This is a genomic window from Zemynaea arenosa (genome assembly GCF_004614185.1).
Classification (GTDB): Bacteria; Pseudomonadota; Gammaproteobacteria; order Burkholderiales; family Burkholderiaceae_D; genus Telluria; species Telluria arenosa.
In genome coordinates, this window is the sequence record NZ_SPVF01000259.1 from 43656 (window position 1) to 62956 (window position 19301).

Here is a 19301-nt window from a genome sequence, read left to right on the forward strand (position 1 = left end):
GCTCCTCTTCAACGCTGTCCGTACCCGCCGCCACCCGGCGTCTCGATCACGAAGACATCTCCCGGCTGCATCTCGACCTTGGCGATGTGGGGCAGCACCTCGCTGCTGCCATCCGCGCGCTCAACGCGGTTGATGCCCTTTGCGCCCGGCGCGCCGCCCGCCATTCCGAACGGCGCATGCACGCGGTTGTTCGACAGGATCGCGGCCGTCATCGGCTCCAGGAAGCGTACGCGCCGCACTCCACCATCGCCACCACGCCACTGACCTTCGCCACCGGAACCGGCGCGGATCGCGTAGCTCTCCAGTCGCACCGGGAAGCGAAACTCCAGCACTTCGGGATCGGTCAACCGTGAGTTGGTCATGTTGGTCTGCACGACCGACGTCCCACTGAAACCCTCGCCCGCCCCCGAGCCGCCGCTCACCGTCTCGTAATACTGGTAGCGCGCATTCCCGAAAGTGAAATTGTTCATCGTCCCCTGCGCCGCCGCCATCACGCCCAGCGCGCCATACAGCGCGTTGGTGATGCAGGTCGATGTCTCAACATTCCCGGACACTACGGAAGCCGGATAGCGCGGATTGAGCATCGACCCAGCCGGAATGATCACCTTGAGCGGCTTGAGACAGCCGGCATTCAGCGGAATCTCGTCATCTACCAGCGTGCGGAACACATACAGCACCGCGGCCATGCACACCGCCGACGGCGCATTGAAGTTGTTCGGCAGCTGCTCCGATGTCCCCGTGAAATCGATCTCCGCGCTCCGCTCATCCCGGTTCACGCGGATCGCCACATTGATCACCGCACCATTATCGAGCTCATAGCGATACCTCCCATCGTGCAGCGCAGTGATCACGCGCCGCACCGCTTCCTCGGCGTTGTCCTGCACATGCCCCATGTAGGCTTGCACCACATTGAGCCCGAAGTGCGCCACCATCTTGCGCAGCTCTTCCACGCCCTTCTGGTTGGCCGCCACCTGCGCGCGGAAGTCCGCCAGGTTCTGGTCCGGATTGCGCGCCGGATGCCGTGCGCCCGCCAGCAGCGCGCGTGTCTCGGCTTCGCGCAGCAGCCCCGTCGCGCCATCCACCAGCTTGAAGTTATCGATCAACACGCCCTCTTCCTCGATGCTGACCGAATCCGGCGGCATCGACCCCGGCGTGGTCCCGCCAATGTCCGCGTGGTGCCCGCGCGAGCCCACGTAGAACAGGATCCGTTCGTCCGCCTCATCGAACACAGGCGTGATGACAGTGACATCCGGCAGGTGCGTGCCGCCGTTGTACGGGTCGTTCAGCATGAAGACATCGCCCGGCCGCATCGCGCCCGCATTGCGCTGCATGACCGTCTTGATGCTCTCGCCCATCGACCCAAGATGCACGGGCATATGCGGTGCATTGGCGATCAGATTGCCCTCGGCGTCGAAGATCGCGCACGAGAAGTCCAGCCGCTCCTTGATGTTGACCGAGTACGCGGTGTTCTGCAGCCGCAGCCCCATTTGCTCTGCGATCGACATGAATAGGTTGTTGAAGATCTCCAGCATCACCGGGTCCGCGCTGGTGCCGATGGCGTGCCGCTCGGGCAGCGCCTGCACCCGCCGCAGCACCAAGTGATTGTGCCGCGTGACCTCCGCCTGCCAGCCCGGCTCCACGATGGTGGTGGCGCTGGCCTCCGCGATGATGGCCGGGCCGTTCACACGCGTACCAATCCGCAGCGACTCGCGCCGGAACAGCGACGTCTCATGCCATGTGCCCTCGGCGTACATGTGGACCTGCTGGTCAGCAGCTACCTCGCCCGCAGCGGCATCCTCGTCGAACACTGGCTCGCCCGGCGCATCGGACGCGCCGATGGCCTCCACGGAAATCGCCTCCACCACCAGCGCCTTGTGCGGCATGAGGAAGGAGAAGCGCTTGCGATAAGCTGCCTCAAACTGCGCCTGCATGTCCGCGCGCTCGCCCAGCAGCACCACGATGGCCGAATCGGTGCCCTCGTAGCGCAGGTGCACCCGCTGCACGATGCTGATGCGCTCCTGTGCGACGCCTTGCCGCTCCAAGTCCGCCACCGCATCCGAAGCCAACACCGCGAGCCACGCACGCAAATCATCCTGCGCCATCGCGTCCAGCCGCGCCTCCACCGAACTCTCGCGCATCGCCGTCTGGTCCGCGAGTCCCATACCATACGCCGACAGCACACCGGCCAGCGAATGGATGAAGACCGTCTTCATGCCCAGCGCGTCGGCCACCAGGCAGGCATGCTGACCGCCTGCGCCACCAAAACTGGTCAGCACATACTCGGTCACGTCATGCCCGCGCTGCACGGAGATCTGCTTGATCGCATTGGCCATATTCCCCACCGCGATGCGAATAAAGCCTTCTGCCACCGCCTCGGCCGATGGCGTGCTGCCGGTGGCGGCGCCGATGTCGCGGGCCATCGCCGCGAAGCGTTCGCGCACCACATCCGCATCCAGCGGCTGGTCCGCATTCGGCCCAAACAGCGCCGGGAAATGCGCCGGCTGGATCTTTCCCAGCATGACATTGCAGTCCGTGACCGCCAGCGGCCCACCGCGCCGATAGCTCGCCGGTCCCGGATTCGCTCCCGCGCTGTCCGGCCCCACGCGATAACGCGCGCCATCGAAGTGCAGGATCGACCCGCCGCCCGCCGCCACCGTATGAATGCTCATCATCGGCGCGCGCATGCGCACCCCGGCCACCTGGGTCTCGAACACACGCTCGAACTCACCGGCAAAGTGCGACACGTCCGTCGACGTGCCGCCCATGTCGAAGCCAATCACCTTGTCGAAGCCCGCGATCTGGCTCGCGCGCACCATGCCCACGATGCCGCCCGCAGGACCGGACAGGATGCTGTCCTTGCCCTGGAACGTATGCGCATTGGTCAGGCCACCGCTCGACTGCATGAACTGCAGATTCGTCTCCGGCAGCTGGCTCGCCACCTGGTCCACGTAGCGCCGCAGGATCGGCGAGAGGTAAGCATCGACCACCGTCGTATCGCCACGCGCCACGAGCTTCATCATCGGACTCACGCGATGCGAGGCCGAGATCTGCGTGAAGCCGATCTCGCGCGCGATGTGCAGCACCGCTTCCTCATGTGCCGTGTAGCGGTAGCCGTGCATGAAGACGATCGCCAGCGAGCGATATCCCTTGTCGAATGCCGCCTGCAACGCAACGCGCGCCGCGCCATCATCCAGCGGCAGCACCACATCCCCATGCGCGCCCATGCGCTCATCGATCTCGACGACCTCTCCGTACAGCAGCTCGGGCAGCACGATATGGCGGTCAAACAGGCGCGGACGGTTCTGGTACGCGATCCGCAGCGCATCGCGGAAGCCGCGCGTGATGGCCAAGACAGTCGGCTCGCCCTTCCGCTCAAGCAGCGCATTGGTGGCCACCGTGGTCCCCATCTTGACCGCGCCGATGGTCCCCGGCGGTACCGCCACGTCCTCAGCCAGCTGCAGCAGATGCCGGATCCCCGCCACCGCCGCATCCCGGTACTGCTCCGGATTCTCCGACAGCAGCTTGTGCGTGACGATGCGCCCCTCGGGCGTGCGCGCCACGATGTCGGTGAAGGTGCCGCCGCGGTCGATCCAGAATTGCCAATCCATGCCAAGCCTCGTGAGCTACGTGAGTGGGCGCATATTGTAGTCGCACTGGCGGCCGTTTTTGGCGAAAATAGCATCTTCAGCGAAGGGAGACCAGATGCAGCATCCGTTGTTCAGCGTCGCGCAGATCAGGGGCATCGAGCGGACCGCAGCCGCGGGCCTGGAGCCGGGCATCTTGATGGACCGAGCGGGCCGCGCCGCAGCGGACCACGCGGCGGACCTGCTGGGTCCCGGCACCGGCCGCGCCGTACTGGTGCTCGCCGGGCCCGGAAACAACGGTGGCGACGCACTGGAAGTGGCGGCCCACCTGGCCGCACGCGAACAGGTCACAGTCATTCACCTGCGCGGGGACGGCGCCCAGCCTTCCTTCGAGACCGCGCGCGCCATCGAACGCGCCGGTGCCTCCAGCGCCACCTTCACGGACGCGCTGCCCAGCGCGGAGCCGGACCTCGTCATCGATGGCCTGTTCGGCATCGGCCTGACACGGCCTCTCGAGGGCCGTGGGCGCGAATTGGTTGACACTATCAACGAATATGGCTGTCCGGTCCTCGCCCTCGACCTGCCGAGCGGCCTGGATGCCGACACCGGCGCCGTGGTCGGCCCGGACGGCATCGCGGTCCGCGCCTCGCACACCATCACCTTCATCGGCGACAAGCCCGGCCTGCACACCAACGAGGGCCGCGAGTATGCGGGCCAGGTCGCCGTCGTGGGCCTGGACATATCTCAGGACCAGTTCCCACCCGCCACCGCCCTGCTGAGCACCCCGGACCTGTTCGCGCACTGCCTGCGCGCGCGCGGCCAGAACGCCAACAAGGGCACCTTCGGGAACGTGGCCATCGTCGGCGGCGCGCATGGCATGACCGGCGCGCCGATGCTGGGCGCCCGCGCGGCCCTGTTCACCGGCGCTGGCCGCGTGTTCGCCGCCTTCGTCGATCCCGGCCCCGCCTACGACAGCACCCAGCCGGAAGTGATGTGCCGCCTCGCCGGCGGTTTCGACTTCGGCACCGCCACACTGGTCCTCGGCCCCGGCATGGGCCATTCGCCCGACGCCGTGCGCGACCTGTTGCGCGCCTTCGAATCCGCCAGCCCGCTGGTCATCGACGCCGACGCCCTCAATCTCATCGCCAACAGCCCGGACCTGCAGCAGCGCCTCACCCAGCGCGGCAACGCGATCCTGACGCCGCATCCGCTGGAAGCCGCCCGCCTGCTCGGCATGACGGTCCCCATCGTGCAGGCCGACCGCCTGGCCGCCGCCCACGAGCTGGCGGCGCGCTTCAACGCGGTCGCGGTGCTCAAGGGCTCGGGCACCGTGATCGCGCATGGCGATCAGGTGGCGGTCAACAGCACTGGCAATCCCGGCCTCGCCACCGCGGGCACCGGCGACGTCCTGGCGGGGATCTGCGGGTCCCTGCTCGCGCAGGGCTGGCCGCTGTGGGAAGCGGCGCTGGGCGGTGTATGGCTGCATGGCGCTGCTGCGGACCGGCTGGTCCGCCGCGGCATCGGCCCGATCGGCCTCACGGCGGGGGAACTGCCACTGGCCGCGCGCGCGGTGCTGAATGAACTGGTCAGACGATACGCCCGGCGGCGATCGTGATGGTGCGGCCGCAGCGCGCCGCAATCGAGGGGTCGTGGGTCACCAGGACCAGGGTGGATCCGCGCTCGCGGTTCAATTCAAACATCAGCTGGATGATCGCCTCGCCGGTGGCCGCGTCGAGGCTACCGGTCGGCTCGTCCGCAAACAGCAGCGGCGGTTCGGTCACGAAGGCGCGGGCCAGCGCCACGCGCTGCTGCTCGCCGCCCGATAGATACTTCGGATAATGCCGCAGGCGGGTGGACAGGCCGACCCGGTCCAGCATCGCCGCCGCTTTCTCCCTGGCCTGCGGATCGCCGCGCAATTCCAGCGGCAGCATCACATTTTCCAGCGCGTTCAGGTGCGCCAGCAGTTGAAAAGACTGGAACACGAACCCAAGTTCTTTCTTGCGCAGGGCGGCCCGGCCGTCCTCGTCGAGGGCAAAGATGTCGGTCCCGTGGATGAGCACCTGGCCGGTGGATGGCGTGTCCAGCCCCGCCAGCAGGCCAAGAAGGGTGGACTTGCCCGACCCCGAGGCCCCGACAATGGCGAGCGTCTCAGCCGCTTGCACGGTAAAATCCACATGATGCAGGATGGTGAGTTCACCACTCGCATCGGTCACCGTCTTCGAGAGGTTCACCACCTCGATGGCCGCTGCCGATGCCGATTGGGGCGCCGGCCCGCCTGCCGCTACTTTTCTGGAAGCTTCTTCGATGTCACGCATGCTTGATCAGTTCAAAAGATGGGCCGCCACCGGCCTGCTGCTGCTGGGCGCCGCCGCGCCGGCGACCGCCTATTCTGCCCCAAAAACCGTCCTTGTGTTGGGCGACAGCCTGTCGGCTGAATACGGCCTGGCGCGGGGAACCGGCTGGGTTGCGCTGGCGGAGCAGAAGCTGAAGGCGGAAAAGGTGGACGCCACCATCGTCAACGCCAGCATCAGCGGCGAAACCACCAGCGGTGGCCGGGCGCGCCTCGCGGCCCTGGTCAAGCAGTACCGTCCGGACGCGTTGGTGATCGAACTCGGTGCCAACGACGGCTTGCGGGGCCTGCCGGTGCCCGCGGCCGAGGCCAACCTGCGCGCGATGATCGAGCTGGCGCAGCAAAACAAGGCGCGCGTCCTGCTGGTCGGCATGCAGATCCCACCCAACTATGGCCGCGACTACACCCAGCGCTTCACCGGCATGTACGGCAAGCTGGCCAAGGAGCTCAAGGTCCCGCTGGTCCCCTTCATGCTGGAAGGCGTGGCCGACAAGCCGGCCCTGTTCCAGCAGGACCGCATGCACCCGACCGCACAGGCCCATCCGGCCATCCTGGCCAACATCTGGCCCTCCTTCGTACAACTGGTGCAGGGACGATGAGCGAACGCGCCCCCAAGTATCCGCAGGTGATGTCCGCCGCCGAGGCGATCGCCAATCTCGATCAATTCGACGCCATCATCGACGCGCGCAGCCCCTCCGAGTACGCGGAGGACCACCTGCCCGGCGCCGTGAACTACCCGGTGCTGGATGACGAAGAACGGGCCCGTGTCGGTACCATCTACAAGCAGGTCAACCCGTTCGAGGCCAAGAAGATCGGGGCGGCGCTGGTTTCCAAGAACATCGGCCTCCACATCGAGCACCACATGCAGGGCTACCCGCGCGAATGGCGCCCGCTGGTGTACTGCTGGCGCGGCGGCAGCCGCAGTGGCGCGATGGCCATCATCCTCGCCAAGATCGGCTGGCCCGTGGTGCAGCTGGAAGGCGGCTACAAGGCCTACCGCGGTGAAGTGAATACCGCGCTGGCGGAGCGCCCGCCGCACCAGTTCCGCGTGGTGTGCGGCACCACCGGCAGCGGCAAGAGCCGCCTGCTGCAAACGCTGGCCCGCCTCGGCGCCCAGGTGCTGGACCTGGAGCAGCTGGCCGCCCACCGCGGCTCGGTGCTGGGCCACCTGCCGGACGAGCCGCAGCCGACGCAAAAACTGTTCGAGACCCACGTCTGGGACAAGCTGCGCACCTTCGATCCTGCGCGCCCGGTGTTCGTGGAATCGGAAAGTAAAAAAGTGGGTAACCTGCGGGTGCCGGATGCGCTCATGGAATCGATGCGCCAATCGCCCTGCATCGCCCTGGAGCTCGCGCGCGAACAGCGCGTCCAGCTGCTGATGGAGGACTACCATCATTTCGTCGACAACCCGGCCGTGCTCAACACGCAGCTGGACTGCCTGGTCAAGCTGCACGGGCATGAACGCATCAAGGCCTGGCACGACCTGGCCAATGGCGGGCGGATGCCGGAACTGGTGGACGAGCTTCTGCGCGACCATTACGACCCGGCCTACACGCGCTCCATCTTCCGCAACTTCGTGAAGTACAACGAGGCGGATCCGCTCGAGCTCACCGGCATCGGCGAGGCAGACTTCGAGCGCGCAGCGCGCCGCTTGATGGCCTGATCGCCTGAAAGGCCGCTGGTCTGACGCGGCGCGGCACGCCGATCCCGGATCTACAAACGACAACGGCTCGCGATTTGCGAGCCGTTATGCTTTGAAGCGGGCGGAATTACTGCGGTGCGCCCTGCTGCTGCGCCGTCGCCGGCGCGTGATTGACCTTGGTCTTGGCCTTGTGCTTCAGGGCCTCGATGTAGCCATACATCTCCTGCTGGCCGATGGCCGCGCCAATCTGCTGGGCCAGTCCCTGGCGCCGCGCCGGATCCTGCTCGGCAGGCTGCTGCACCTTGTTGATGCGGTAGACGCCGTAGCCGGTGCCCGGCAGCTCCACGCCCACGTAGGCCGGCAGCTTGCTGGTATCGGCTTTCATGACGGCCATCGCAGCAGCCGGTACGAACGGCGGCTCCTTGGTGCGGGTGACGATCTTGGCTTCGCCGAAGCCGGTCGCGTCGCCGGAGGCCTTGACGGCGGCCAGCTTGGCTTCACCCGCGGCCTTGGCCAGGCGGGTCGCTTCTTCCTGCGTCACGCGCTGGCGGATCACGTCGGCCACTTCGGCCAGCGGCTTCTTGGTGGCGGGCTTGAAGTCGACGATGCGGCCCGCGACCAGCGTGCTCGGTGCCACTTCCACTGCTTCCGTATTGCGCTTGTTCTTGATGACGTCATCGGTGAACAGCGCCTTCAGGAACTTCGGATTGTTCCACGGTGCGCCTTGCGCGGCCGGATTCGGGTTGCGGGTCACGCCGTCCGCGGTCTGCACGGTCAGTTTCAGCTTGTCCGCCACCGGCTTCAAGCTGTCCGCCTGCTCGTACACGGTGTTACCGAAGGCTTCGGCCAGCTCCGAGTACTTCTTCGACATCTTCTGCTTCTTCAGCTCCGTCGCGATTTCCGGCTTGGCTTCTTCCAGCGTGCGCTGGCCGGCCGCCTTGATGTCGGTGACCGTGATGATGTGATAGCCGTACTCCGACTCCACCAGGTTGCTGATCTCGCCCTGCTTGAGCGCATAGATCGAATCTTCCACCGGCTTGACGAAAGCGCCCTTCTCGACCACGCCCAGGTCACCGCCCTGCTCCGCCGAACCCGGGTCCTGCGAATTGGTCTTGGCCAGCTTGGCGAAATCGGCCGGGTTCTTCTTCACTTCCGCGAGGATGGCTTCGGCCTTGGCCTTGGCGGCGGCCTTCTCGGCGGCGCTGCCGTCCTTCTTCACCAGGATCAGGATATGGCTTGCGCGGCGCTGCTCGCCCGACTTGAAGCGCGCGATGTTCTTGTTGTAGAAGTCCGCGATCTCGGCGTCGCTCACCGTCACCTGGCCTTCCACGGCCGCGCCGTCGAACACCACGTATTCGATCTTGGCCTGTTCCGGCACCTGGAACAAGGCGGCGTTCTTGTCGTAGTAGGCCTTGACCATGTCGTCGGTGACCTTCACCTGGCTCACGTAGTTCGCGGCCGGGAACAGCATCTCCTGCGCTTCACGTTCCTGCTGGGTGATGTCGGCCAGGCGGTTGGCCACGGTGCGCGGCGCAAAGCTGGTCGCTTCCACGCCTGCGGCAAACTGCTGGCTCAGGAGCTGGCGACGGACCATCTGGTCCAGGCCCTGCGTCGTCAGGCCCTGCTGGGCGGCGATGGCCTGGTAGCGCGCCACGTCGAAGTTCCCCAGATCGTCCTTGATGTTCTCGCGGTAGAACTTGGCCAGGGCCTCATCGCTCACCGTCAGGTGGCGCTTGGTGATTTCCGCATCGATGGCGCGCTGCGCGATCAGGTTATCGAGGATGTTCTGGCGCGCTTCCGGCGTCTCCAGCATCTTCGGATCGAACTGCGGGCCGTAGGTCTGGCGCAGGCGGTCGGTCTGGTCGCGCAGGGCCTTGTCGAATTCCTGCTGGGTGACCGGCTGGCCGCCGACCGTCGCGATGGCATCGGAGTTGCCGCCGAATCCCTTATAGCTGCTGATACCGACCAGGACGAAGGACGGCACGATCAGCACCGCCAGGAAGATCTGCATCAGGCGCTGGTGGGTACGGATAAATTCAAACATGGGTGGATGTTGGGGGTTGCGAGTGACCGGCGAGTATAGCACGGCCCTATTGCTCATTCCATATCCCCAAAGGCCGTGGCTGCCCTCCTGCCGGGCAGCACTTCCGGCGCCTCTCGGTTAAGATGTCAACGCCCCAGAATTCCTACCCGAAGCCGATGAGCCACAACGCCAACGCCGCCCCCTGCATCCTCGTGGTGGAAGACGACGAACATATCGCCCAGGTCCTCAAGTTCATGCTGGAGCGCCAGGGCTACCAGGCCACCCTGTGCGCCGATGGGGCCACGGCCCGCAGCCATATTGCCAGCCAGCCCGCGGCCGCGCTGGTGCTGCTGGACGTGATGCTGCCCCATGTCGATGGCTTCGAGCTAGTGGGCCTGATCCGCCGGAATGAAGACTGGCGCGATACCCCAATCATCATGCTGACCGCGAAGAACATGGAGACCGACATTGTGCGCGCGCTGGACGCGGGCGCCAGCGACTACATCGCCAAGCCGTTCCAGCCCAACGAGCTGCTGGCCCGCATCCGGCGCCACGTGCGGCCCCGCTAGACCCGAAGCGCACGGATGACGAGCACGCAGGCGACTGATCCCTGGGTCCTGGCCGCGCTATGGACCGGGACCGCCGCGCTGGCCCTCACGCTGGTGCTGGCCGCGGAGATCGTGTTCCTGCGCATCCGCATGCGGCGTGCGGCGCGGCGCGAGCAGGCCGTGATCCAGCAATGGCGCCCACTGTTCGCCGCGGCCATCGCGGAGGACCAGCCCCGCCACGTCCCGCGCGTGGCGCGCCAGGACCGTGTCGCCTTCCTCAAGCTGTGGGTGCATTTGCAGGCATCCCTGCGCGGGAGCGCAAGCCGGGGGCTGATCGAGATCGGCCTGCGCGCCCGGGCTGATCGCGCAGCCCTGCGCCTGCTGGCCGGTGGCAATCGCTCCGAAGCACTGCTGGGCATCCTGACCCTGGGCCACCTGCGCGATGCCCGCCACTGGGACGCGCTGGTCCTCCATCTCGATGCCAATGACAGCCTGCTCTCCATCTACACCGGCTGGGCCATGGTGCAGGCCGACCCGTGGCGCGCGGCGGACATGCTGGTGCCGCGGGTGCTGGTGCGGGCCGACTGGCCGCTGGCGCAAGTGGTGACCATCATGCAGGACGGCGGCGCGCCGCTGCTGCACGCGCTGGAAGCCCGCCTGCCCGCTCTCACCGATGGCGCCCTGCTGCGCGCCCTGCGCATTATGGAAGGCCTGCGCGCCACCCTTCCGCCGGAGCTGCACGAGCGTCTGCTGGGCGATCCCTCGATGGATGTGTTGATCGCCGCGCTGCGCCTGGCCGCCGGGCCGGGCGTTCTTCCGCGCGTGCGCGCCCTGGCCGCGCACGAGGACTGGCGCGTGCGGGTACACGCTGCGCGCACCCTTGGCCGTATCGGCGAATCGGAAGACGTGGACCGCCTGCGCACCCTGCTCGCCGATTCCGAATGGTGGGTGCGCCACCGCGCCGCCGAGGCGCTGGCCAGCCTGCCCTTCCTCACACCGCCCGACCTGGAGCACATGGCCGGCGAGCTGCAGGACCGCTACGGCTCCGCAATGCTGCGCCACATCCTGGCCCTCGCCCCAAGCACGGGAGCACGCGCATGAACTGGCACCCGAACTGGCACCTGATCCTGGTGGACTTCATCACCTGGTTCGTGATCGGCTACTTCGTGATCCTGAACCTGAGCTACCTGACGCTGAACCTGATCTCCATCGTCGCCCTGCGCCGCCGCGCACAGGAGAAACTGCTGGACGACCTGCCGCAGATCTACTCGGGCCTGGAGCCGCCCATCAGCGTGCTGGTTCCGGCCTACAACGAGGAAGCGACCATTGCGGCCTCGGTGCGTTCGATGCTGCAGCTCTCCTATGCGGACTATGAAGTCATCGTCATCAACGACGGCTCGGCCGACCGCACCATCGAAGTGCTGATCGAGGAATTCAGCCTGCTGCCCTATCCGGAAGCCTACCGCGTGCAGGTGCCCTGCCAGCCCATTAAGCAGATCTACCGCTCCACCCGCTACCCCAACCTGCGCGTGATCGACAAGGCCAATGGCGGCAAGGCGGACGCGCTCAACGCAGGTATCAATGCGGCGCGCTGCCCGCTGTTCTGCGGCGTGGATGCCGATTCCATCCTGCAGCGGGACAGCCTGCAGCGCGTGGTCCGACCCTTCCTGCGCGACCCGACTGTGATCGCCACCGGCGGCACCGTTCGCATCGCCAATGGCTGCAAGGTGCAAGGCGGCTTCCTCACCGAAGTGGGCCTGCCGCGGAACACCTGGGCGCAGTACCAGGTGGTCGAGTACCTGCGCGCCTTCCTGTTCGGGCGCCTCGGCTGGTCTGCCATGAACGGAATGCTGATCGTGTCCGGCGCCTTCGGCATCTTCCGCAAGGACGCGGTGGTGAAAGCGGGCGGCTACCTCCCGCGCACCATCGGCGAGGACATGGAGCTGGTGGTGCGCATGCACCGGCTGATGCGGCACACCCGCGAACCATATCGCATCGAATTCGTGCCCGACCCTATCTGCTGGACCGAGGCACCCGAGGACCGGGCCACGCTGCGCAACCAGCGCATCCGCTGGCAGCGCGGCCTGGGCGAGAGCCTCACAAACAACTGGGGCCTCATGTTCGGGCCCAATGGCGGCGTGCCGGGCTACCTGGCGTTTCCCTTCTTCGTTCTGTTCGAGTGGCTAGGGCCGCTGGTGGAACTGGGCGGCTATGTATTCATGGTGGTGGCTTTCATCTTTGGCTGGGTGTCGGTGCAGGCGCTCTTTGCCTTCCTGCTGGTCGCCATCGGCCTGGGGATCCTGCTGTCGGCCTCCGGCCTGCTGCTGGAAGAGATCTCCTTCCACATCTACCCGCGCGGCAGCCAGCTGCTGCGGCTGGGCGCCATCGTCATCCTGGAGAACTTTGGCTACCGCCAGTTGAACAGCTGGTGGCGGCTGGTCGGCCTGTTCCAATGGGCGCGCCAGAAGGAAGCCCAATGGGGCACCATGAAACGCCAGGGCAGCTGGCAAACCCGCCACCCGGAGGACAAGCCATGAGCGGACTGGAAGGAACATCGGTGGTGATCGTCGAGGACGACGAGCATATCGCGGCCGTCCTGGAATTCATCGTGGGGCGGCTCGGATGCCAGCCAAGCATGATCAACGATGGCGCGGCAGCGCGCGAGTACATCATTACCGCCGCGCCGCCTGACCTGATCCTGCTGGACATGATGCTGCCGCAGGTGACCGGCATGCAGTTGCTGGCGCAGATCCGCGCGCAGCCTGCGTGGCAGCGCACCGTGGTGGCGATGCTCTCGGCCCGGCATGACGAAGCCGACGTGACGGCCGCCCGCGCAGCCGGGGCCAATGACTACCTGCTCAAGCCTTTCGAACCGCAGCAGCTGATGGAGCGCCTGCGCGCGCTGCTGTCGTCTCGGACCAGTCAAACCTCCGGCAGCTCGACGTAGAAGGTCGTGCCCTGCCCCGTTTCGGTCTCGAAGCGAATGCGCCCACCATGCAGTTCCACCAGGCTGCGGCAGATCGCCAGGCCCAGGCCCGTGCCACCGCGCTTGCGCGAGTCCGAACCATCGGCCTGCGCAAATTTCTGGAAGACGCGGTCGCGGAAGCTGGCCGGGATGCCGCCGCCGTGGTCGCGCACGGCGATACGTGTGTAGCCTGAGACACGCGCCGCGCTCACTTCGACGGTCCCACCTGAAGGGCTGAACTTGACCGCGTTGGACACCAGATTGGTCACCACCTGCTGCAGCGCGTCCCTGTCGAAGCGCGCGCTTAAATCCGCAGGGCACTCAAGCTGCAGCGCCACCTGATACTGGCCGGCGTATCCCGTCAACGCATCGAGCGCGTGCTGGAGCGCCGGTGCCAGCGGCTGTTCGGAGATGGCCAGCTGCACACCCCCGGATTCGATCTTCTCGATATCCAGCACGTCGTTCACCAGCCGCACCAGCCGTTCGCAGCTCCCATTCGAGATCTCGATCAGGCGCTTGGTATCCGGGGGCAGCTCGCCCGCCATGCCGGAAGCGAGCAGCGACAGCGACGCCCGGATCGACGTGAGCGGCGTGCGCAGCTCGTGAGACACGGTCGAAATGAACTCGTTTTTCATCCGCTCGACCTTCTTGCGTTCGCGGATGTCGTGCACAAAGGCGCTGAAGAAGGTGCGCCCACCCGACTGCACCACGCTGACCGTGGCCTCGACCGGGTATTCCTCGCCTTCGCGATTCATCACCACGCGCTCCACCCGCGCAGCCTGCACCGAGGCGCCACGCAGTTCGACCAGCGATTCATCGAAGCGGGCGCGGAAGCGCTCCGGCACGATGAAGGGCGCCAGCGGCTTGCCGATCACCTCATCGCGCTTCCAGCCGAACATGCGCTCGGCGGCCGCATTCCATTCGAGTACACAGCCATCCAGCCCGGTAGCCATGTAGGCATCCTGCGCGGTCTCGATGATGGTCTGGATGCGGGCCTCGTTGGCGCGTACCTCGCCCAGTGCGGCATCCAGCTCCTGGGTGCGTGTGCGGACGCGCTCCTCCAGCGTGGCATTCAGTTCGGCCAGCGCGTTGCGCCGGCTATGCAAGTCATCGAGCAACGCCTGCAGCGAGGCGCCGAGCGTGGTCACCTCGCGGTAGCCTCCGTTCAGCGCGGGCAGCGGGACGTCCTCCCCGGCCTGCATGCGCTGTGCGGCGTTGGCCAGGTCCTCGATCGGACGCGTGATGCGGCGTGCGGCGAACAGGCCAAACAGGGAGAACCCGGCGGCGATCAGCATCCCGCTCCAGAACACGTGGCGCTGGATGCGAGTGACCGGGGCAAACGCGGTGTCCACGTCTTGCCGCACCAGCACCGTCCAGCCCAGACCCGGATAGCTTTCGTAGCCGCGGCTGCGCGCAAAGCCGACCAGGTAGGTGCGGCCGTCGCTCCAGGTTTCGGTCAGGCTGCCGCTGCGGGTCCGCGCGGCCACCAGACTTTGCTGGTCCAGGCGCTGGTCGCGCAGGGCCGGAGGTCCCAGCAGCACGGTTCCGTCCCGGGTGGCGATGATGGCATCGATGGCGCGGCCGTCGGCGGAACGGAACACGGAGCGTTCGACGTCGCGCGCCCAGGTCCAGGACAGGTGCACACCCAGCACGCTCTCCTCCGGCGTCGGGAAGGCGATATCGACGAAGCGGATCGGCTCCCCCGAGGTATTCGGCAGCAGCTTGGCGAGCAGCTTGGCCTCATGCACGTCGCCAAGGTAGGTGCCGCGGTGCGCGTTGCCGAACCACGGCCGCTGGCTCACGTCCACACCTTCCAGCATACCTTTGGTCGCGGAGAGCACCTTGCCATCGCGGCTGGCCAGCCCGATCCACGCATAGTACGGGTAGGTCTCCTGCAGCATCTCCAGCGCGCGGCGGCGGGCGGCGGGGCTGACGTCGGCCCCTGTGACGTCGGTGCGCGCCGCCATCAGGCGCACTTCGCGATACCGTTCGAACATGCCGCGATCGAGTTTGTCGGCCGTTTGCAGGGCGAGGTCTTCGAGCTGGTCGCCGATCTGGCTGCGCATTTGGTCCGATGCGGCAGCGCCGATGACTTCCACGAGGATCAGCGTGAGGAGCGCCGACAGTAGCGCGAAGCCGAGGGCGACGTAGGTACCGAGACGGCGATCCGCCGTGAAGTGGAGAGCTTGCATGCGGTTGATGATACTGCATGCGGAAATGAAAACGGCCTGCGAAATGCAGGCCGTTTTGGAATCTGGCGGAGCGGACGGGGCTCGAACCCGCGACCCCCGGCGTGACAGGCCGGTATTCTAACCAACTGAACTACCGCTCCAGTTTCCGGTGCGCCGAGTAATCTCAACGCGTCAGAGCCCGCTAGTTTACCGCATCTTTCAGCGCTTTGCCAGCTTTAAATTTCGGAACCTTGGCGCCCTTGATTGTGATGGCTTCCTTGGTGCGCGGATTGCGGCCGGTGCGCTCGGCGCGCTCGCCCACGGAGAAGGTGCCGAAACCGACCAGCGTCACGGTGCCGTTGCTGGCCAGGGTGGCGGTCACCGCGTCCAGCATGGCGTCCAGTGCGCGCGTGGCGGAAGCTTTGGTGATGTCGGCCTGCTTGGCGATCTCTTCGATCAGATCTGTCTTGTTCACTACGTATCCTTGGATGAAAAAACCGCAGCGCGTATTAGACTCGCCGCGCGCGATGCGTGTCAAGGGCTGTTCGGCGCCGCGCGCTGCAGCCAGCGGCGATAGCCCGCGAGGTGGTGGATGACGAAGCCGCCGAACGCAGGTTCGCTCGCGAAGGCCTGGGTGGCGAGCCCCAGTTCGCGTTCCATGTCGGCTTCGGCCAGGTGGTCGAACGAGACTTTCGCGATCTCGTTGGGCGTCGTCTCCACGCCAATCATCACGGTGCGGCCGATGCGGCGTCCATACGCCAGCTCAGTAGCGGCATGGCTCACGATGCCGTCGCGGCCGAGCGCATGGTCGCGGTAGTCCATCAGCGCGACGTAGTCGTAGATGTCCTGGACATGCTCGCTCACCGGCTTGCGCACACCGTGCCACGTCGCGGTCATCCCGTCCAGCCAGAACGGGATCGCGGGGCCGATCTGCAAGCGCTGGCCGGACTTGCGCTTGCGGTCCATGACGGCCTGGCTCATGTCGAGGAAGTGCAGCATCAGGCGATCCTTGTCGTGGTCCCACTGGTCCAGGATGTGGGGCTCGATGTCCAAGTTGATGCCGGCGAAGCGTTCGTCGGCCTTGCTGGAGGCGTTGTAGTCGAGGACCCGCTGGAGGGCGTCCAGCATGCGGCCATGGAATTGCGGGAGGACGTAGCGTTCTGTTTTCAGGAATCCGGAGCCCAGCAGCGCATACGCAGTAATGCCCTCCCCGCCCAGGCGCTTGATCAGGGCGCGGTACAGCGCAGGGCGTTCGGCGACCCAGTTGCGGTGGCAGTATTCGTCCGCGTACAGGTAGACCGTCTGGATGTGGTGCGCCTTCAGGAAAGCGATGGTGGATGCGGCTTCGGCTTCGTTTTCCAGCATCGCGTAGCTTTCGGGCTCCCAGGTCCAGATGGCGCGCGGCGCCGCGGCGCTCGCGGATGTCTGCAGAATCAGCACGCAGGCCACGGCTGCGAGGAGGCGGGCCATGGTTTGCATCACCGGTCCACCTCCACGTGGTATTGGCCGGTGCCGACTGGCCTGCCCGTGTCAGGGTGCGACGGGATCAGTGACGCGAAGTAGCGGCCGGACGGGAGTTTGCTGGTGCCTAGTTCCAGCTGGACCTGGGCGCGGGCGCCCGGGTCCAGCGTGATGGCTTTGCCGTAGGATTCGCCGAGTTCCGCCCCGTTGGCGTCGCTCAGGACGAGCAATGGCACGAACGTCGGCGAAGGTGTGGCGGCGCCGTTGACAATGACGGCGGTGGCCGTGATGCGGCCAGTGCGCGGCGCGATGTGCAGGCCGCTCACGCCAAGGCGCCCATGTTCGGCGGCCAGCGCCACGCTGCGCAGTTCGCGCGCGGCGGGAGTGTAGGTCAGGCGTTCGGCCAGAGCGGACGGCGCGGCGAGTGCCCCCGTGCGGGTCATCAGGTCGTTGGCGCCGCGGAAGGCGTTGAACTGGGCGCGGGCCTTGGCCAGGGCGGCGTCATCGCGCACCGGCTCGATCAGCAGGCCATCGCTGAGGGCGAACAGGCGGTCCTGCGCGAGGTACACGGTGCCGCTCACGAAATCGCTGAACTCCGTCTTGGTCTGCTTGAGCGGGATGGCATGCAGGTTGCGGAATTCGACGCTGGTATCGAGGCCGGTGCCGAGCCAGGTCACATGCGGCGGTGTCTTGAGCTGATAGCCATTGGCGAGCCATGCCGCGAGTGCGGGGGCGATGTCGAAGTGGGACGACACGGCCTTGATGCTGTGCGGTTGCTTCAGGCGCGGCGAGAACACGACCAGCGGCACATGGTAGCGCTCCAGGCGCGTGTCCATTGGCAGTTCAGGCAGGCGATGGTCGCCGGTGATGAGGAAGACCGTGTTTTCGTAGCCCGGCAGCCTGGCGGCCTCCGTAAAGAAGTGGCGCAGCGCGTCGTCGGCGTACAGGATGCTGGCGTAGATATCGCGCTGGGCGGTGTATGAGGCGCGCCGTGCGGCGGGGATGTTCAGCTGGTCAAGGCGGCGATCAACGCGTTCCATGTACTCAGCCTGGCCGCGGAACTGGTAAGGCGTGTGCATCGAGTTGGTCTGGATGACCGTGAGCGCAGGCTGCTGCTGGGGTGCCGTGCGCATGCGGTTCAGCGTCATGTCGACCAGCTCGCGGTCACCGTAGCCCCAGTCGTTGCTGCGCTGGTAGGTGGCCGGGAAGTCAGGGGTGCTTACGGTGTCGGTGAAGCCTTCGGACTTGAGATAGCGGCCCTCCTGGTCGAACTCCAGGCCGGTACCGGTGTAGAAGCGCAGGCTGTAGCCCTGCTCTTTCAGCAGCGCAGGCAGCGAGATATGCGGCGGGTACGTGGGCAGCTCGGCAAAGCCGGTGGCGCCGTACGGGAGCGAGCCAAGGACGGAGGGCAGCACGCCGAAAGTGCGGCCCTGCGGGGCGAGGAAGTTGTGCCAGTACAGGCTGCGCGCAGCCAGTTCGTCCAGGAAGGGTGTGAAGCTGCCGAGGCGGGCATCGGGGCCGGAGAAGGAGCGGCCAAGGCCCTCGACAATGATCAGGACGATGTTGGGCTGTGGGCTGGCCACGCGCGGCAGCAAGGGCCCGAGGGTGTCGGGGGTGCGGTCGGTGTGCTCGAATGGGTGGGCCGGATCAGGTCCGCGGTAGCTGGTGTCGCGCAGGGCGGCCTGCCGTGACTGGGCGCTCTGCCCCGTTGGCACACTGGCGCGGCCGAACAGGTCCTGCAAGGTGTCGTCGATGAAGAACGCCGTTTTGTTGAGGGCGACGGTGGCGGCGCTGCCGCCGGCATCGGCCGCGGACGCGCGAGTCTGCGGGGGCGCGGCAATGAGCGCAATGACGGCACAGGCGAGGACGATGGCGCCACCGCGCGATGAGAAGGTAGGCCAATTGTCGCCATGGGCGCGCAAGGCGAGGCCGAGCCACATCAGCATGATGGCGAGCAGCGTACCCGCCAGCAGCGGCCCGCCGGGGTGCGTGCTGCCACCGATGGTGGTGTTGATCTCGGCGAGACTGTAGGCAAAGAGATCGGACCCGAGTGGCACACCCGAGGCGCTGGTGTAGGCGACCAGAGCGGCTTGCAGAAGGACGGGGATGGTCCACAGTGCGCCGATGGCGATGCTCTGGCGGGTGCGGTTGCGGACCAGCAGCGCGGGCAGCGTGAGCACGAACAGCAGCGGGGCGTAGCGCAGCATCGACAGCAAGTCGGTGACCAGGGCCTGCGGGAACAGGTTGTCCTTGCTGGCGCTCTCCGCGAACGGCAGATGCAGCTCGGTGACGCGCAGGCAGATCATCGCGATGATCAGCGCGGGCAGGGATTCGGCGAACGCGGCCAACAGCCCACCGACGCGCGTCCAGCGGGTTGACGCGGGATGCGGATCAGGTGCGCGCGGTACGGGAGCCTGCGCAACACCAGGTCCAGGCGTCGTCGCGGCTGGGGGCGCGGGCACGCGGTCCGGCGCGGGCGTCGGAGCGGGATCGTGCGGGGGCATTGGGTCGGTGGGCGGCACGGGCGGCGGCAGGAGTGGCGACGGTGGGCCTTACC

14 protein-coding genes and 1 tRNA gene are annotated in these 19301 nt (G+C 66.7%); 7 read left to right on the top strand and 8 right to left on the bottom strand.

The genetic code is table 11. The features are described 5' to 3' along the window. Positions 1 to 8: 8 nt before the first annotated feature. Entirely contained in the window at positions 9 to 3608 is a 3600-nt protein-coding gene (locus E4L96_RS21360) for a hydantoinase B/oxoprolinase family protein (protein ID WP_135209240.1), read from the bottom strand. A gap of 94 nt (positions 3609 to 3702) precedes the next feature. Between E4L96_RS21360 and E4L96_RS21365 the strand changes: the two genes are divergently transcribed. After that, positions 3703 to 5199, top strand: coding sequence for an NAD(P)H-hydrate dehydratase (locus E4L96_RS21365; protein WP_135209241.1), 1497 nt, complete (start codon positions 3703 to 3705; stop codon positions 5197 to 5199). Here the strand turns inward: E4L96_RS21365 and E4L96_RS21370 are convergent. Next, complete coding sequence (locus tag E4L96_RS21370; protein ID WP_135209242.1) at positions 5171 to 5899, bottom strand: ABC transporter ATP-binding protein; 729 nt, start codon at positions 5897 to 5899, stop codon at positions 5171 to 5173. The two genes, E4L96_RS21365 and E4L96_RS21370, sit on opposite strands and share 29 nt — an antisense overlap. Between E4L96_RS21370 and E4L96_RS21375 the strand changes: the two genes are divergently transcribed. Both E4L96_RS21375 and mnmH read left to right on the top strand, forming a co-directional pair. Then, positions 5898 to 6533, top strand: coding sequence for an arylesterase (locus tag E4L96_RS21375; protein ID WP_181017632.1), 636 nt, complete (start codon positions 5898 to 5900; stop codon positions 6531 to 6533). The genes E4L96_RS21370 and E4L96_RS21375 overlap by 2 nt on opposite strands. Then, the gene (mnmH, locus tag E4L96_RS21380; protein ID WP_135209244.1) at positions 6530 to 7597 is read left to right on the top strand and encodes a tRNA 2-selenouridine(34) synthase MnmH; all 1068 of its coding nucleotides are present in this window, start codon (positions 6530 to 6532) and stop codon (positions 7595 to 7597) included. Before E4L96_RS21375 ends, mnmH begins: the two co-directional genes overlap by 4 nt. Before the next feature lie 106 nt (positions 7598 to 7703). Here mnmH and E4L96_RS21385 read toward each other — a convergent pair whose 3' ends face one another. Continuing rightward, positions 7704 to 9620, bottom strand: a complete 1917-nt coding sequence (locus E4L96_RS21385) for a SurA N-terminal domain-containing protein (RefSeq protein ID WP_135209245.1) — start codon at positions 9618 to 9620, stop codon at positions 7704 to 7706. 122 nt (positions 9621 to 9742) lie between these two features. Here E4L96_RS21385 and E4L96_RS21390 point away from each other — a divergent pair, with 122 nt between their 5' ends. From E4L96_RS21390 to E4L96_RS21405, 4 genes are read left to right on the top strand one after another with little or no spacing between them, the layout of a single operon-like run. Continuing rightward, positions 9743 to 10168, top strand: coding sequence for a response regulator transcription factor (locus tag E4L96_RS21390; protein ID WP_229414683.1), 426 nt, complete (start codon positions 9743 to 9745; stop codon positions 10166 to 10168). A 15-nt stretch (positions 10169 to 10183) separates the two neighbouring features. Next, positions 10184 to 11248, top strand: coding sequence for a HEAT repeat domain-containing protein (locus tag E4L96_RS21395; protein WP_135209246.1), 1065 nt, complete (start codon positions 10184 to 10186; stop codon positions 11246 to 11248). After that, positions 11245 to 12684 (top strand): glycosyltransferase family 2 protein, encoded by a 1440-nt coding sequence (locus E4L96_RS21400; protein ID WP_135209247.1) that lies wholly within the window; start codon positions 11245 to 11247, stop codon positions 12682 to 12684. Before E4L96_RS21395 ends, E4L96_RS21400 begins: the two co-directional genes overlap by 4 nt. Next, positions 12681 to 13094 carry a response regulator transcription factor gene (locus E4L96_RS21405; protein ID WP_167758769.1) on the top strand — a complete coding sequence of 138 codons (414 nt, stop codon included), beginning with the start codon at positions 12681 to 12683 and terminating at the stop codon, positions 13092 to 13094. The genes E4L96_RS21400 and E4L96_RS21405 overlap by 4 nt, the downstream gene beginning before the upstream one ends. Here E4L96_RS21405 and E4L96_RS21410 read toward each other — a convergent pair. From E4L96_RS21410 to E4L96_RS21430, 5 genes are all read right to left on the bottom strand, one after another. Further along, positions 13070 to 15304: an ATP-binding protein gene (locus E4L96_RS21410; RefSeq protein WP_135209249.1), complete on the bottom strand. Its 2235-nt coding sequence runs from the start codon at positions 15302 to 15304 to the stop codon at positions 13070 to 13072. The two genes, E4L96_RS21405 and E4L96_RS21410, sit on opposite strands and share 25 nt — an antisense overlap. Before the next feature lie 63 nt (positions 15305 to 15367). Beyond that, positions 15368 to 15444: transfer RNA gene (locus E4L96_RS21415), tRNA-Asp, on the bottom strand. Between the two features lie 41 nt (positions 15445 to 15485). Next, positions 15486 to 15758 carry an HU family DNA-binding protein gene (locus tag E4L96_RS21420; RefSeq protein WP_135209250.1) on the bottom strand — a complete coding sequence of 91 codons (273 nt, stop codon included), beginning with the start codon at positions 15756 to 15758 and terminating at the stop codon, positions 15486 to 15488. A gap of 59 nt (positions 15759 to 15817) precedes the next feature. After that, a complete protein-coding gene (locus tag E4L96_RS21425; protein ID WP_135209251.1) occupies positions 15818 to 16753 on the bottom strand; it encodes a hypothetical protein in 936 nt (311 codons plus the stop codon). A gap of 8 nt (positions 16754 to 16761) precedes the next feature. Continuing rightward, entirely contained in the window at positions 16762 to 19092 is a 2331-nt protein-coding gene (locus E4L96_RS21430) for an LTA synthase family protein (RefSeq protein ID WP_167758770.1), read from the bottom strand. Positions 19093 to 19301 lie beyond the last annotated feature (209 nt).